Origin of the sequence: Beduini sp., assembly GCF_047239305.1 — a bacterium.
Classification (GTDB): Bacteria; Bacillota_I; Bacilli_A; order Erysipelotrichales; family Coprobacillaceae; genus Beduini.
This window is the reverse complement of record NZ_JBKTEM010000010.1, coordinates 44,138-57,907: the sequence shown is the minus strand read 5'-3', so window position 1 is coordinate 57,907 and position 13,770 is coordinate 44,138. Positions and strand designations below refer to the sequence as shown.

15 protein-coding genes are annotated in these 13,770 nt (G+C 34.8%); 2 read left to right on the top strand and 13 right to left on the bottom strand.

The genetic code is table 11. From position 1 onward, the window contains the following. Nucleotides 1–2: 2 nt before the first annotated feature. From ACLRVU_RS12230 to folD, 12 genes are all read right to left on the bottom strand, one after another. The gene (locus tag ACLRVU_RS12230; RefSeq protein ID WP_412892058.1) at nucleotides 3–779 is read right to left on the bottom strand and encodes a hypothetical protein; all 777 of its coding nucleotides are present in this window, start codon (nucleotides 777–779) and stop codon (nucleotides 3–5) included. Next, nucleotides 766–1,938, bottom strand: a complete 1,173-nt coding sequence (locus ACLRVU_RS12225; RefSeq protein WP_412892057.1) for an ATPase, T2SS/T4P/T4SS family — start codon at nucleotides 1,936–1,938, stop codon at nucleotides 766–768. The genes ACLRVU_RS12230 and ACLRVU_RS12225 overlap by 14 nt, the downstream gene beginning before the upstream one ends. A 1-nt stretch (nucleotide 1,939) precedes the next feature. Continuing rightward, nucleotides 1,940–2,104 carry a hypothetical protein gene (locus tag ACLRVU_RS12220; RefSeq protein ID WP_156133040.1) on the bottom strand — a complete coding sequence of 55 codons (165 nt, stop codon included), beginning with the start codon at nucleotides 2,102–2,104 and terminating at the stop codon, nucleotides 1,940–1,942. Beyond that, nucleotides 2,104–2,478 (bottom strand): hypothetical protein, encoded by a 375-nt coding sequence (locus ACLRVU_RS12215; protein WP_147551118.1) that lies wholly within the window; start codon nucleotides 2,476–2,478, stop codon nucleotides 2,104–2,106. Before ACLRVU_RS12215 ends, ACLRVU_RS12220 begins: the two co-directional genes overlap by 1 nt. A 9-nt stretch (nucleotides 2,479–2,487) precedes the next feature. After that, entirely contained in the window at nucleotides 2,488–4,476 is a 1,989-nt protein-coding gene (locus tag ACLRVU_RS12210) for an immunoglobulin-like domain-containing protein (RefSeq protein WP_412892056.1), read from the bottom strand. Nucleotides 4,477–4,764: 288 nt separating this feature from the next. After that, on the bottom strand, nucleotides 4,765–6,057 hold the full coding sequence (locus ACLRVU_RS12205; RefSeq protein WP_412892055.1) for an immunoglobulin-like domain-containing protein: 1,293 nt from the start codon (nucleotides 6,055–6,057) through the stop codon (nucleotides 4,765–4,767). Nucleotides 6,058–6,268: 211 nt separating this feature from the next. Further along, nucleotides 6,269–7,048, bottom strand: a complete 780-nt coding sequence (locus tag ACLRVU_RS12200) for a radical SAM protein (RefSeq protein ID WP_412892054.1) — start codon at nucleotides 7,046–7,048, stop codon at nucleotides 6,269–6,271. After that, entirely contained in the window at nucleotides 7,029–7,505 is a 477-nt protein-coding gene (locus tag ACLRVU_RS12195) for a GNAT family N-acetyltransferase (protein WP_412892053.1), read from the bottom strand. Before ACLRVU_RS12195 ends, ACLRVU_RS12200 begins: the two co-directional genes overlap by 20 nt. Nucleotides 7,506–7,533: 28 nt before the next feature. After that, complete coding sequence (locus ACLRVU_RS12190) at nucleotides 7,534–8,451, bottom strand: aldo/keto reductase (protein ID WP_412892052.1); 918 nt, start codon at nucleotides 8,449–8,451, stop codon at nucleotides 7,534–7,536. Between the two features lie 9 nt (nucleotides 8,452–8,460). Continuing rightward, nucleotides 8,461–9,384, bottom strand: coding sequence for an ROK family protein (locus ACLRVU_RS12185; protein ID WP_412892051.1), 924 nt, complete (start codon nucleotides 9,382–9,384; stop codon nucleotides 8,461–8,463). Between the two features lie 138 nt (nucleotides 9,385–9,522). Then, nucleotides 9,523–9,723: a DUF951 domain-containing protein gene (locus ACLRVU_RS12180; protein ID WP_412892050.1), complete on the bottom strand. Its 201-nt coding sequence runs from the start codon at nucleotides 9,721–9,723 to the stop codon at nucleotides 9,523–9,525. 12 nt (nucleotides 9,724–9,735) lie between these two features. Beyond that, nucleotides 9,736–10,587: a bifunctional methylenetetrahydrofolate dehydrogenase/methenyltetrahydrofolate cyclohydrolase FolD gene (folD, locus tag ACLRVU_RS12175; RefSeq protein WP_412892049.1), complete on the bottom strand. Its 852-nt coding sequence runs from the start codon at nucleotides 10,585–10,587 to the stop codon at nucleotides 9,736–9,738. Nucleotides 10,588–10,779: 192 nt separating this feature from the next. On the opposite strand from folD, the gene ACLRVU_RS12170 reads away from it, so the two are divergent. Both ACLRVU_RS12170 and ACLRVU_RS12165 read left to right on the top strand, forming a co-directional pair. After that, entirely contained in the window at nucleotides 10,780–11,196 is a 417-nt protein-coding gene (locus tag ACLRVU_RS12170; RefSeq protein WP_412892048.1) for a DUF2871 domain-containing protein, read from the top strand. Between the two features lie 76 nt (nucleotides 11,197–11,272). After that, complete coding sequence (locus ACLRVU_RS12165; RefSeq protein WP_412892047.1) at nucleotides 11,273–12,193, top strand: AEC family transporter; 921 nt, start codon at nucleotides 11,273–11,275, stop codon at nucleotides 12,191–12,193. A gap of 33 nt (nucleotides 12,194–12,226) precedes the next feature. On the opposite strand, the gene ACLRVU_RS12160 is transcribed toward ACLRVU_RS12165, so the two are convergent. After that, nucleotides 12,227–13,654 (bottom strand): deoxyguanosinetriphosphate triphosphohydrolase, encoded by a 1,428-nt coding sequence (locus tag ACLRVU_RS12160; RefSeq protein WP_412892046.1) that lies wholly within the window; start codon nucleotides 13,652–13,654, stop codon nucleotides 12,227–12,229. Nucleotides 13,655–13,770: the final 116 nt, after the last annotated feature.

Here is a 13,770-nt window from a genome sequence, read left to right as displayed (position 1 = left end):
TTTTACTCCTTTCGACTGATCCATTTACCATTTAATCCACATGTCACTAATGTATATGCAATAATCAGCATTTCAAAATATAAGAAGGTTATCAACTGAAATTGCGTTAGGCTGAATAGATTCTTCATGAGATCCAGTGGAAACATATAAAGACAAAACAAAGAAATGCTTACACTTAATAACGTAAAATAAATATTTGTCTTTTTAACGTTATTTTTCTGATTTTGAAATCGGATCACATCACTTTGCCAATCTTCAAAATCAACATTGTTTAAAGCCTGATAAACATTATCACCACCAATCTGTTCTCCTAAAACCATATAAGAATGTAATTTCAAAATATATGAATTACAATAATGGCGTTCAATATTCATTAATGCTGTTTCAAAATCTTCCCCATCCTCAATATCCTCTATTGCTTTTAAAATACAGCCATGCATTCTTGAAGTATTATCTTTGAAAGCCTCAGCAGTCTGCAATAAAGCGCTCTTTATTTTTTTATGCGTCTTATATTGGATAGTCATTTGCTTCAAATAGAGACAGTAATCATTAAAACGCTGAAATTCAAAGGTATAGCTAAACTGAGCATAAATAATAAATGGCAGTAATAAGACAACCGTCAATATTAATAATACTGCAAATTGCCATTTTAGTTTATGGGCCAAAGATACCGCTGATAATAACAGACTATATATTACCAAGGACTTCAGATAATCCAGTACAGAATAATGATATCCTAATTTTTCAATAGAACTTTTTAAACGATTAATTTTGAGCAAGTTTTTCGTCTCCTTTCCATAGAAAATGACAATTATATTCCGCATACTGATCTTTCATCCATTTTGGTAAAGGATGATAACTGACAAAAAATTGATTATGACGCTTAACTACTTCATAAATCATTTTATGATGCCGACGGTTATTTACATCTAACCAAAAAACAGCTATTTGGCTAATATAGCGAAAAGTTTTTGTATCTGTAATATCTGCTTTCACACGAATTCCAATATCAACTGACTGATAAATAATATTTTCTATCTTATCATTGGCCAGTTCGTTTCCTTCTAACATGTTTAATATGCGTTTAGGAATATTGAGCACATGGTCAGTATGTAAAGTGGTTATTATTTTAGCCCCCGTTGAAACAGATTTAATTAACTCTTTGACCTCATAGCCTCTAGCTTCGGATAACAGAATCCACTTTGGCAGCATCCTCATACAGCTTTTTATTGCCATATTATAATCTACCCTTTCATTCACCTTCAACTCTACAATATCTTTGCTTGGATAAAGCTGGTTTAAATGCAGTTCAATCGTATCCTCAATCGTAATAATACGTTCATGGTTAGGAATATAGGAAGTTAAAAATTTAGCTAGTTCCGTTTTTCCGTCTCCGGTCATTCCAATGATAAAGAAATTCATGTGACTTTGAACGCTGTTTTTGAATAGTTGAATAACTTCCTTAGGACAATACTCCTGGTTAGTCATTTTCTCTTCACTCATTCTTGCAATACAGGGAGTTTTACGAATGGACATTGAAGTTCCGCTGGTAGAAAAAGACTGATGCGTAAACTGCAGCCTTAAATCATTAAAATCCGCCTCTAATATAGGAGAAACCACATTAAATTGTTTGTTTTCGACATTTGATATTTTATAGGCGAGCTTCTCTATATCTTCATTACCTAATGTAATATCATGGCATTGATAGCGTCCTTTGCTGATATGATTAATCCAAACTGAACGACTATTGCAATTAATATCTGTAATATTGATATCATCAATCAAATACTGTATCTTCCCAAAAAATCTTGGATCATGGATATTTTCTATTTTTTGCGGAGCCTTATCTAGTTCCGCTATATAAGGTTCTGATTCCTCCTCAATTTTTGAAATTGTCTCAAAATAGTCTATTTCCTCATTCTTTTTAAACCACTTCATACTACGCCTCTGGAACTACGTTGATTGCTTGTTCCCACATTTTTGTCTGCGCCCCTTGAGCACTCTCATTATTTGTGTTCGTTATACTAATAGCAGCAACGACAACTAATGCTGCTACTGCAATGACAACGACAACACCTAATGCCTGTTTAAGTGAAAAATCCATTATAATTCCTCCTCGATTATGATTGTCTGACGACTTTGAATCACTTCTTCTTTCCCGTTAATATGCTGATAAGTTTGAATAATATTAACATCCAGCAGTCCATTAATATGATCAACTCCTAAAATCTGCACTTTAATATCACAGTCGCTTTGCTTACTAAGTACCACTTGTTTTAACACTTCTGCCACCAGCTGATCATTTGATGTAATCTGATGATATGGCGATGCCAGTTGTTTCAGCGGATAATATGTGCTGTCATAGCTAATGCTATGAGTTTCATTTATTTTAAATGGACGTCCGTTAATATCTGATAAGCATATGAAAAATATAAACATACAAATAAACAAAAAAGAGAATTTTACTGCTAATTTCATGTTCCTCTCCTATCTTTGGCGATAAGCATTAAAAAAAGACAAATCCAATATTTGTCCGTCACTTAATAACTGCTGTTTCAATCCATTGTTTTCCTCTCTGCTCCATTCAAAAATGTAAAGACTATTTTCATCAGCTGCTTCTTTATCCAAAGAATCTTTCAATAACTGGTGAATAGATCCATTTATTCGCCATTTAGATTGAGGATATAAAGTGCCTAAATAATCATCTCCAATATAGCGAATCACTTTTTCCGTTTCCCTCTCTTTGGGCTGCAAAAAATGAATAAGCACTTTTTTATAAACGGTTTTTCGATATCGATCCGTGACACTGAAAGTAACTTCTCCAACACCTTCTTGATGTTCATTTATTGACTTACTTGAGATCACCACTTTATTTGTTATATTGCCATCTTCATGATCTGTTGCCTGAACGCCTTGAACTAACAAAGAATCCGTCACTTCATCATCAACAAAAAAATAACGATCCGTCGCTTTTATGACAGGTGGATCATTTACGATCACCGTAATTGTTTTTTGAACCATCGCTCCGGCAAGATCAGTAATTTGATACGTCACTTTATACTGACCGCTTTTAATGGTATTCAGCTGTTCATCCAGTAAGACTCCATTATCTGTCACAATCAATTGGTCTGTAATATCCCCATCCTCCTGATCATAAGCCGTCGCATAGTCTAAAGCCACAAATTTATCCCCTAATTGAATGATGAGATTTTCACCCTCAATATAGGTATCACCACCATTTACAATCGGGCTGGTTATCACAGGAGAATGGTTTGTCCATTGAGCAGTTAAAGTAGCCTGCCCTTTACTGTGGGTGTACTGATTATTTTCTAAACGTCCAACACCTAATAACTGCCATCGGTCAAAACTGTAGCCAGAACGGCTGACTTGCTCAATAGCTGTTATTTCTCCTGCCATTTTCTTAACAACGGTTACTTCTTTTTTGCCATTGTAGATTCCACCATTGGGGTCAATCGATAATGTTCCTGTATAATTGTCTGATCTCACCTTTAGAAAGGCACTGTCTTTTTGCTGACCAATCGATGACAATGATACCAAAGCCTGATTATTGCCTTGGCTATGTCCAATAACCTGTGATTTGGGATTCAGCGGATCCCCTTGAACCATGCTGTTATATCCATTAATCTGTCCATCATAATCGGGAATCTTACATGTAATTTTCATTTTATTATCATTGATCGTGAACTGTACCTTATCATCGGTATGAAATTTAAACCCTTCAACAACATGATGCGTATCTTCTAAAATAGTATAGTATTCTTTCGTTATTTCATCATATTGATTCAAGTAAACTGTAGGCGCTTTTCCAGCTTGATTAGACGTAAACGACGGGACAAGCGAATGCTGGAACATTTTCTTTTCATAGACATCGTAAAGTTCATTAAAGCGATTCAGATTTTGCTGATTTGTTCCTTGAAGCAAATACGTAATTGCTGTGGTTCCCTTTTTAGATCCAATATAATTAAAGTTTTCGTTTCTCTCCTCACACATAACTTCCCATATCAGTGTTTGAATAACTAAATAATGCAATCTCGTTTCATTTGTTCCATCATCATAACGATACTGTGTTTGTACTAACTGCAGTAATTTTGAAACATTCAGATATTTACTGTCTGGTGTAGTTTTAGAATTATACGCTTTAACAAACAAAAGCGGTACGTTGCTTCCCTGATATTGGCTATTGTCAATCGAAACAACACCGGGTTCTATACAATAAACAAATTCATTATTAGCTCCTGCAATCATGATCTTAAAGTCATCATAAGTTGCCCCTCCTTTTCCATTAAAGTATTCATCATTGCCAATCTTTCCCTGTGCCTTTGTCATGATTCCAGCCACAACTTCCCTCATGATAAACCCCTTATCCCCATTCGCCAAGGCACTGACAGAAGTTAGAGAGAGGCACACTACAAGAATGCTTAATGCCATTTTCCACATAGTTAAACATTTTTTCATACTTTCCCCCTTTTCAATAAAATAAAATAGAAAAAGGTATCTCCATACTTTTTTCTACACTATCATATTAACATGATTTAGAAGAAAAAATATCCCAAATCTCAGCCAAAATTATCTGTCTATCTTTTTCCTACCGATTATTTATTATCGCAGTATTCACTCCATATTTTCTTAGATTTATACAATCTTTGAATAAATAAAAAAAGTGATAGCTTGAAAACCGCTCACCATATGTTAGACCAAACACTAACAAATTGGCGGGAATTTTTCTATCACTTCGTTATTTAACTAATTTGAAAATTTCTTAGTGCATTGCGGATAATAACTTTCATCAAAGGCATATCCCAATTCTTTCATTTCACTTGTCGATAATAATTGGAATCCAGTTCCATAAATACGTTCGTAAGCTACATCAATATGATAATAATTTTCGCCCACTTTCACGATATTCCATACCATTTCCATGTTATTGTAAGTACCCTCTACATAATAGCAGTCAATCTTTTGCTGCTGACACATATATAAAAATGCGCGTGCGAAGCCTTCATCCGTAGCCGCATTATTACATATCGCTCCATAAGAAGAATTAGCATATTTACCCGGAGCATCCGCTGGCAGATATTTAGTAAACTTCACCAAATAATCATTCATTTGCTTCACCAAATCCAAATGATTCGTCGCTGTAAACATTGCTCGGCTGATCGTTAGATAATTCCCTTCTAATTGACGATATTTTTCTTTTGGCAGATAAGGTCCATTCGCCACATCCTGCACACTGTCCGTTTCATCGACACCATCAATTTGCACCGTAATAGTACGATTGACAGTGGTGATATTTCCTGATAAATCAGATACAGTATACGTCAAAGTATAACTTCCTGCTGTATTCGTATCTACCATTCCAGTGACCTTTATTGAAGTAGTTAAATCGCCATCTGTTTTGTCATTAGCTCTTACACCCTCCAAAGCATTAAATACAGAACCTACCTTTACTACTTTATTATCCACACCGCTAAAGGTTGGAGCCTCATTATCCTGACTTACTACAACACTTAAACGAAGCTTGTTTGAACGATTCCCATAGATATCTTCCACAATAATAAACACATCATTATAAGTTTTTGCTTCTGTAAAGGTCTTTGTTTTAGGTCTGTCTTCTTCATCAAAATAAACAATGTATTCAGAAGCATCCTGTATATCTTTTACTAAGTCAGCAGCAATTAAGGTATCGCCTACTTTAATTTCATATTTTGTTTGTATCAAAGAAGCAATCGGTGCTTCCGTATCTCGAATCTGAATCGTAAAAGGATATTGTTTTCCTGCATATTCTGCATATGCAGTATATATACCAATCTGGTCAATTTGAACATCGGATAAATTAATGACTGCATTTTCTAATACTTTTTCATTAGCATTCAAATAATTTTCAGCAGTCGTAGGGATTTCAGAATAGATTTCATAAGTAAATTGCTTTTGTTTAACCGCGACAGGATCAACTGTAAATAAAAGACCTACCAGTGAGACGGAACCCACTAGCAATGCACTCATTATACCCGCTATTATCTTCTCCCGCTTATCCATAAACTTCACCCTTCTGTCCGACTAAAATATCTAGACCATTATATCATCAAATCCCCAATTTGACATATAATTATATAAATAATTAGCAATTCTTAAGAATATTTAGATTTTCTTAATATATCTCTATTTTAACATAAATCTAGGATAATAAAAGTTGTTTTGTCGAACTATTACGACTTATCATAAGTTTTAACATACAATAGAAATTTTATTAAAAAAATAGTTGATACTCCACCTTTTCCTGTATACAAAATTCTTCAATTTGTTTAGATAACAGTTCAAAATAGTGTCGGTTTCCTTGATTATAAATCTGCTGATAGAGGGGCAGAAGCGTAGGTGCATGTTTCTTAATCTCTTCCATTACCCACGTTTTATTTTCTCCTTTCAAACGCAAAGTATCAAACATATAATAGTCAACATACGGCTTACTTTCTCTAATAATTTCTTTATAGTTGGTTAACTTAGGCAGTATCGGAGCTACAAAAACATATGTGGTGATGCCGGCATCATGAATTTTTTTCAATGCCTCCATTCTTTCTTTTATCGGTGATGCCCCTTCTTCCATAATGTATCTGAATTTTTCATCTACTGTAGCAATGCTCATCCCTACCTCAACATGCTCCATCTGCTTAAACAGATCAATATCACGGGTCACCAGCTTCGACTTTGTCAGGATCGAAACCTTTCCACTAAAACCAATCAAATGTTTCAAAGCATTTCGTGTCACTTTATATTTTGCTTCTATCGGCTGATAAGGGTCAGTCACCGAGCTAAGCATAATTCGTTTAGCATTTTTGGGGATATGATACCTCTGAATCTTTTTCACATCCACATAGTCTCCCCATGCTTCTTTGTGCTGAGTATAATCTTTCATGTAATGGGCATAGCAATATTTACATCGATGCATACATCCTCGATAAGGATTAAAAACATGATCGAACGGTTTGCTTTTCGTTAGAAAACTATTTACTTCAATTTCCTGAATCTCCATGCTTCTTTTCTCCCCTTTTAGTCTGATAATGAAACACACTAACATAATAGTCCTCTTCTGGCAAATCTTTTATATATACAAAGCCTAAGGCAGTATATAATATCTTTAATTTTTCGTTTTTATAGTAACAGTCTAAATAAATCTCTGTCTGCTTGGGATAGTGTTGATTCAAGAAATCCATGATGTTTTTAGTCTCCCCATTTCCTCGGAAATAAGGTGATATCGCCAGTCGGTAAAAGTAATAGCCTCTTTCTATCTTTTTCATAGAGAAACTGCCTATCAGTTCTTCATTTTTAAATAGTCCAAATACATCGTTTTGATTTATTTCTTCTATTAAAAATGCTGTATCCCATGGATATTGCCATTGAGGAATTCCCCGATCCAGTAAATCCATTGTAACTTTGTCAAGCAGCCCTTTTAATTTATCCGTATCTTTTAATTCTAAACGTCTGATCATTATAAAAATAGAGATAACAAAGTTATCTCTAAGGTAACGGACGATCTACAGATAAATAAAGAGCGTACCAGTCTTCTCGGCTTAATTCAATATCAACAGCTTGACATAATTCTTCTAAATGATCGGGTGAAGTCGTTCCGGCAATTGGCTGCATAGAAGCAGGATGACGTAATATCCAAGCTAAAGACAGGGTACTTTTATTTACTTTGTACTTTTCTCCCAAAGTGGCAAGAAGGTCATTCAATTTCTGATAGTCAGGGTGATCTAGGAAGGTACCTTTTTCCCATGATGCCTGTAAAATAGACCAAGGCTGAATTGTAATATCATGGATACGACAATAATCTAAAATGCCACCATCATGATCTACTGATTGAGGATTCGTCATATTTGCATTAATCCCTGAATCAATCATACCTGCATTGACAACATTGAACTGAACTTGATTAAACAATAATTTATGCTTTGTATATTTTTGAATCAGTTCAATCTGATATGGTGTCATATTAGATACACCAAAATATTTTACCTTTTTATTTTCATACAATTCATCAAATGCTTCCGCTACTTCTTTTGGATCCATTAAGGCATCAGGTCGATGCAGCAATAATACATCTACATAATCTGTCTGTAATCTTTCTAAACTTTTATTGACAGATTCAATAATATGTTTTTTAGAAAAATCGTAGTAACCTTTGCAAATTCCACATTTTGTCTGAATAATCATCTTTTCACGCCATTTTGGATATCTTTTCAAAACTTCGCCAAATACTTCTTCAGATTTTCCACCACCATAAATATCAGCGTGATCAAAAAAGTTTATACCTAAATCCATAGCTTTACTAATCAGTTTTTCTAATTGTTCAGGTGTCTTTCCGGCAATACGCATACATCCTAGAGCAATTTGTGATACTTTTAAATCACTGTTTAAAATATCTATATATTTCATTCTTTTCTCCTATTCTTCATCTATAGATTGATTTCTGCTCAAATAATTATATAAAGCACCTAATAAATTCGCTTTGTTCCCAAATTGATTAACGGCAATCTTTGGTCGTATTTTAGCGTCGGGCAGGGATTCCATTATATCGTCCATACGTTTTTCAACTTCAGTTAAGAAGTCTTCTCTTTCACTGATGGCACCACCCAACACGATGATCTCAGGATCGTACTGATATTGAATATTATAAATACCGATTGCCATATAATAATAGAAACGATCAATGCATTCAATCGCATCCTGGTCCTGATTAGCAGCCATTTCAAACACTTGCAATCCGCTTAAGGTTTTAGGATCGCACTGTTTTCTTTTAGCGACTTCTCTGACTAATGCTACCGTTGATCCCACTTGTGACCAAGTTTTAAATCTTTCCGGTGCTTCTTGGGTAGGATCAAAATCCATAATACAATAGCCAAATTCACCGCCATGCTGATGTATCCCTCCATGGATACGCTTATTTTTAACGACTGCTCCGCCAATTCCAGTACCACATACAACGAAAGCAGAATCTTGATGTCCTTTACCGGCACCCAGCCAGCATTCTCCTAAAGCCGCACAGTTAGCGTCATTCTCAATTTCTGCATTAAGCCCTGTTTTTTGATTCAGAATGCGTCGAAAATTAGGTCCGTGGATATATTTGATTGCACTGCTTCCGCCAATGACACTGGTTTCACAGTTAACTGCTCCCGGTGCGCTGATTGCAATTCCCATTAGATTATAACTTTTTAATTCATTTGTTTTATTTGCCAGTGCCTCAAAAAAAGCATCCACATCATTAGGAACAGAAATTTTTCCATCCACTAAAATATCGCCAAATTCATTGGCAACCGCCCACTTAATAGCTGTTCCCCCTATATCAAACACCATATAATTGATATCCATTATTTCACTCACTCCTTTGTTATCTGCCTATTTACAGGCATCTATGATAAGTATAGTACATTGAACTTATGGAGATAGTGTTTTTCAAATCAAGAAATATTTTCTAAAATTATACAAAAAACAGATCGCAACGATCTGTTAATCATCATAATGCTTTACCACCTTTTTTAGTTTCTTTTCAAATTCTCTTCGGGTAAACATTATCACGGCACCACAGCCTAAGCATTTAATCTTTATATCAGCACCCATACGAATGATCTGCCACTCTGTCGATTTCTTACAAGGATGCTGTTTTTTCATTTCCACAATATCATTTAATCCGTATTGATGATCGATCATTATTTGAACCTCCTAATCTATATTTTCTCTCTGTTTATATGCTTTCAACGTATTATGCAAAAGCATGGCAATGGTCATAGGTCCGACTCCGCCCGGTACAGGTGTAATAGCCTGAGCTTTATCTTTGCATTTTTCAAAATCGACATCTCCGCACAGCTTATTATTTGCATCACGGTTCATTCCTACATCTAAGACCACAGCACCCTCTTTAATATAGCTGTCATCAAACATTTTAGCTTGTCCTACAGCAGCAATCAATACATCTGCTTTTTGACAAACTGCTTTTAAATTCTTAGTGCGGCTATGCGCAATGGTCACAGTTGCACTTTTTGATAAGGCAAGCAATGCTACCGGCTTTCCGACAATGTTGCTGCGCCCTACCACAACCACTTCTTTTCCTTCTAAATCATAACCTATATTCTCCAGCATCACCATCATCCCATAGGGTGTACATGGCAATAGGCTGGCTTTGCCTAAGAATAAATTCGCAATATTTACCGGGTGAAATCCATCCACATCCTTTTTAGGATCAATAGCTTCAATCACAATTGTCTCATCAATATGAGCAGGTAAAGGCAGCTGTACTAAGATTCCGTCTACAGAACAATCTGCATTCAATGTATTAATCTGTTTTAATAATTCCTCTTGTGTTGTTTGTTCAGACATTTCAATTTTAATTGAACCAATTCCAACATAACGACACCCAATTTCTTTATTTTTCACATAAGTCATACTTGCAGGATTGCGTCCAACTAAAATAACAGCAAGAGTAGGAACTCTTTTACCATCTTCTTTAAGTTTTTCTACTTCCTCTTTGACTTCATCTTTTACTTTTAAAGAAATCTCTTTTCCATTAATGATCATTCTCCCAGCCCCCTTTTAAATTACTACTAATTATACTCAAAAAAAGAGCTGCAAACAAGCAGAAAATAATCCTTCTTATTTACCATTTTCACCATACCAGCATGAAATTTGACAAATCCTCAAGAGAAGTATATGCTTTATCTGTAAATATTTAATAATGATTATTATTACCAATTAAAAAAGGAGGAAAATATGAAAAAATTTTATCGTTTATCTGCGACATATGCTTTTATTGGCATTATCGGTGGAATCTTTTACCGCGAATTCACTAAATTTAATCAATTTACCGGAACTACTTCACTTGGCTTAGTCCATACACATGCTTTTATGCTTGGTTTTTTCTTTTTCTTGATTGTTTTATTACTAGAAAAACAATTTAAATTAACTAAAAACAAAAAAATAAAACCATTCTTACTATTTTATAACGTTGGATTATCACTCACCATTATCATGTTAGTTGTACGAGGTATCGCTACTGTCCTAGATACTTCATTGTCTTCAGCCATGAATGCAGCCATCAGTGGAATTGCAGGAGTTGGTCATATTCTTTTAGGGATTGGATTGCTTTACTTTTTCTTAATACTCAAAGAAAAACTTAGCAATGAATAAAGTTCTCTTTCCGTTCATCTTTTCATAAGTCCCATTTTGTATTATGATAAGATAAAAATACTAGGGGGAAATGGGCATGGTCGATTTTAGTAGTCTGATTGATTTGCAAATTGAGCTGTTTATATTGATGATGATTGGCTATATTTTGCGTAAAATCAATATGATTCCGGCATCAGCAAGAAAGTCGCTGACTGACTTGGTAATCTATGTAGTATTACCTGCAAATATAATTAATTCATTTTTAATTGAGATGAACTGGGATATAATCCAATCCGGAATTATTGTTTTAATCATCTCTATTATTATTCAAATTTTTTGTCAGTTATTGGGAAAACACCTATATCCTATGGCTAATAAAAAGCAAATTCCGGTATTATCCTATGGAACTATTTGTTCAAATGCCGGGTTTATGGGGAATCCACTGATTGAAAGCATTTATGGCTCAACGGGATTGTTGTTTGCTTCTATTTACTGTATTCCTCAAAGAATAGTCATGTGGTCTGCCGGTGTTTCCTGTTTTACTGATGCCAAAGGAAAAGATGTTATTAAAAAGGTAATTACTCATCCTTGCATTATTGCGGTTATAATCGGAATGATCTTAATGCTGACACAAATTCAGCTTCCGCTATTTCTGACCAAAACCATCAAGGTTACCAGTAACTGCACTACCGCTCTATCCATGATTGTCATTGGCGGAATATTAGCAGAGATTAATTTAAAAAGTGTATTGAACAAGCTTTCTTTATACTACAGTTTTTTACGTTTAATCATTATTCCCGCTGTTGTATTAAGTCTTTGCTTTTTATTTAAACTGTCTGCTTTAGCTGTGGCAGTCTGCACCGTTTTATCAGGAATGCCTGCCGGAACGACAACGGCAATTCTGGCAGAGAAATATGAAAGTGATGCTAAGCTGGCAGTACAGATTGTCTTTTTATCCACTGCTTTATCCCTAATCACGATTCCTATTCTTTGCATGATTATTGAATTTATCTACTAAACACTAAAGGTACCCAGTAATGAGTACCTCTTTTTAAATTCCTTTTAATTCTTGATAAAGACTTTTTGCATAGCTGTCTGTCATTCCGGCAATAAAATCACAGCCCAGCAATAAACGATGATATAAACGTTCACCTTCATTGGTGATCCCTTTAACACTTCTATGATAATTATCTAAATAATTGCGTGATAATAAATCAATATATTTAGATTGAATTTCCGTAATGGAATCGGTTTCATAAACAATCAGCGCATTCATGAAGCGATCTAATAAAAAGGTTAATATCTCATTTCCCATTAATTCCAGTTTTAAAATAGGTGACACATTATAAATACGATCGAAAGAGAAACGTTTAAGACCATCAATCAGTTTTGCCTGTGTGCAAACTGCCAATAATTCTTTATTGAATGTTCCCTGCATAATCTCTTCATAATGATAAATAAAGGCATCACTTGCCTGTGAGATACAATAAAGCTGCTTTAAAGTCAGCCATGAAAACACAGCATGCTTGTAAGGATCAAATCCTTTCTCCTTTTCAGCAACTAATTTTTTACCGTCACAATAAGCTTTTTCAAGGCTTTCTGCACCTTTCACATCTCCTGAATCAACAATGACTTTCAAGAGATCTTCATAAGAATAAAGTGATTTATTGAAGCCATCCTCCAGATCGGCAAAGGTATAAGCTAAATCATCTGCCGCCTCCAAAATAAATGCCAGTGGATTACGACAGTCATAACAGCCGGTATTCTCTTTTATTTCATTGAAAATACACTCTTCACTTTGGAAATAGCCGATCTTTTTTCTTAGCAGGCTTCTTTCTTTTTTAGGCAATTCATCTTCTTTCATTTTAACAAGAGAATTGGTTGGATATTTAATGATCGTATCCATTACACTTGATGTCAGATGCATTCCATTATTTCCAACTAAACGATGCAGTTTACTGACGATGCGCAGAGCTTGGGCATTTCCTTCATAATTGATTAAATCACCATATTGCTGAGATGTCAGATATTCTTTTAATACCTTATTATTCAATGTCAGTTTCTCTAAGTTTTGTATAAACCAGTCGCGAATTGCTGTTTCTCCGAAATGTCCAAAAGGAGGATTGCCAATGTCATGCAGCAGGCATGAACAGTTCAATACTTCAATCACGTTTAAAGGATCAGGCAAATCTTCCTCAGCTTCTAAATGATTAGCTTTGATTTTTGTACAGACTTGTTTTCCAATCAATTTAGCGATCGCGGCAACTTCCAATGAATGAGTTAAACGGGTTCTGACAAAATCACTTTTATCAAGCGGAAAGACTTGTGTTTTATCCTGCAGGCGGCGAAAAGATGCACTGCGAATGATACGATGATAATCACTTTCTATCTCACTACGCAAACCGCTGAGATCCTGTTTTGAATTATTTTTAGGAATTCTTTCTTCACTCGTTATTTTGTTCCATTTTAATCGTTCCATCTGTTTGTCCCCCATAATTTCTATTCTTAGTATACCACAATCTTTTTAGAAACTGATAGAGATTGCTTGCATTCACTCATGAACTTATGACCATATTATAATAACAGCATATTAAT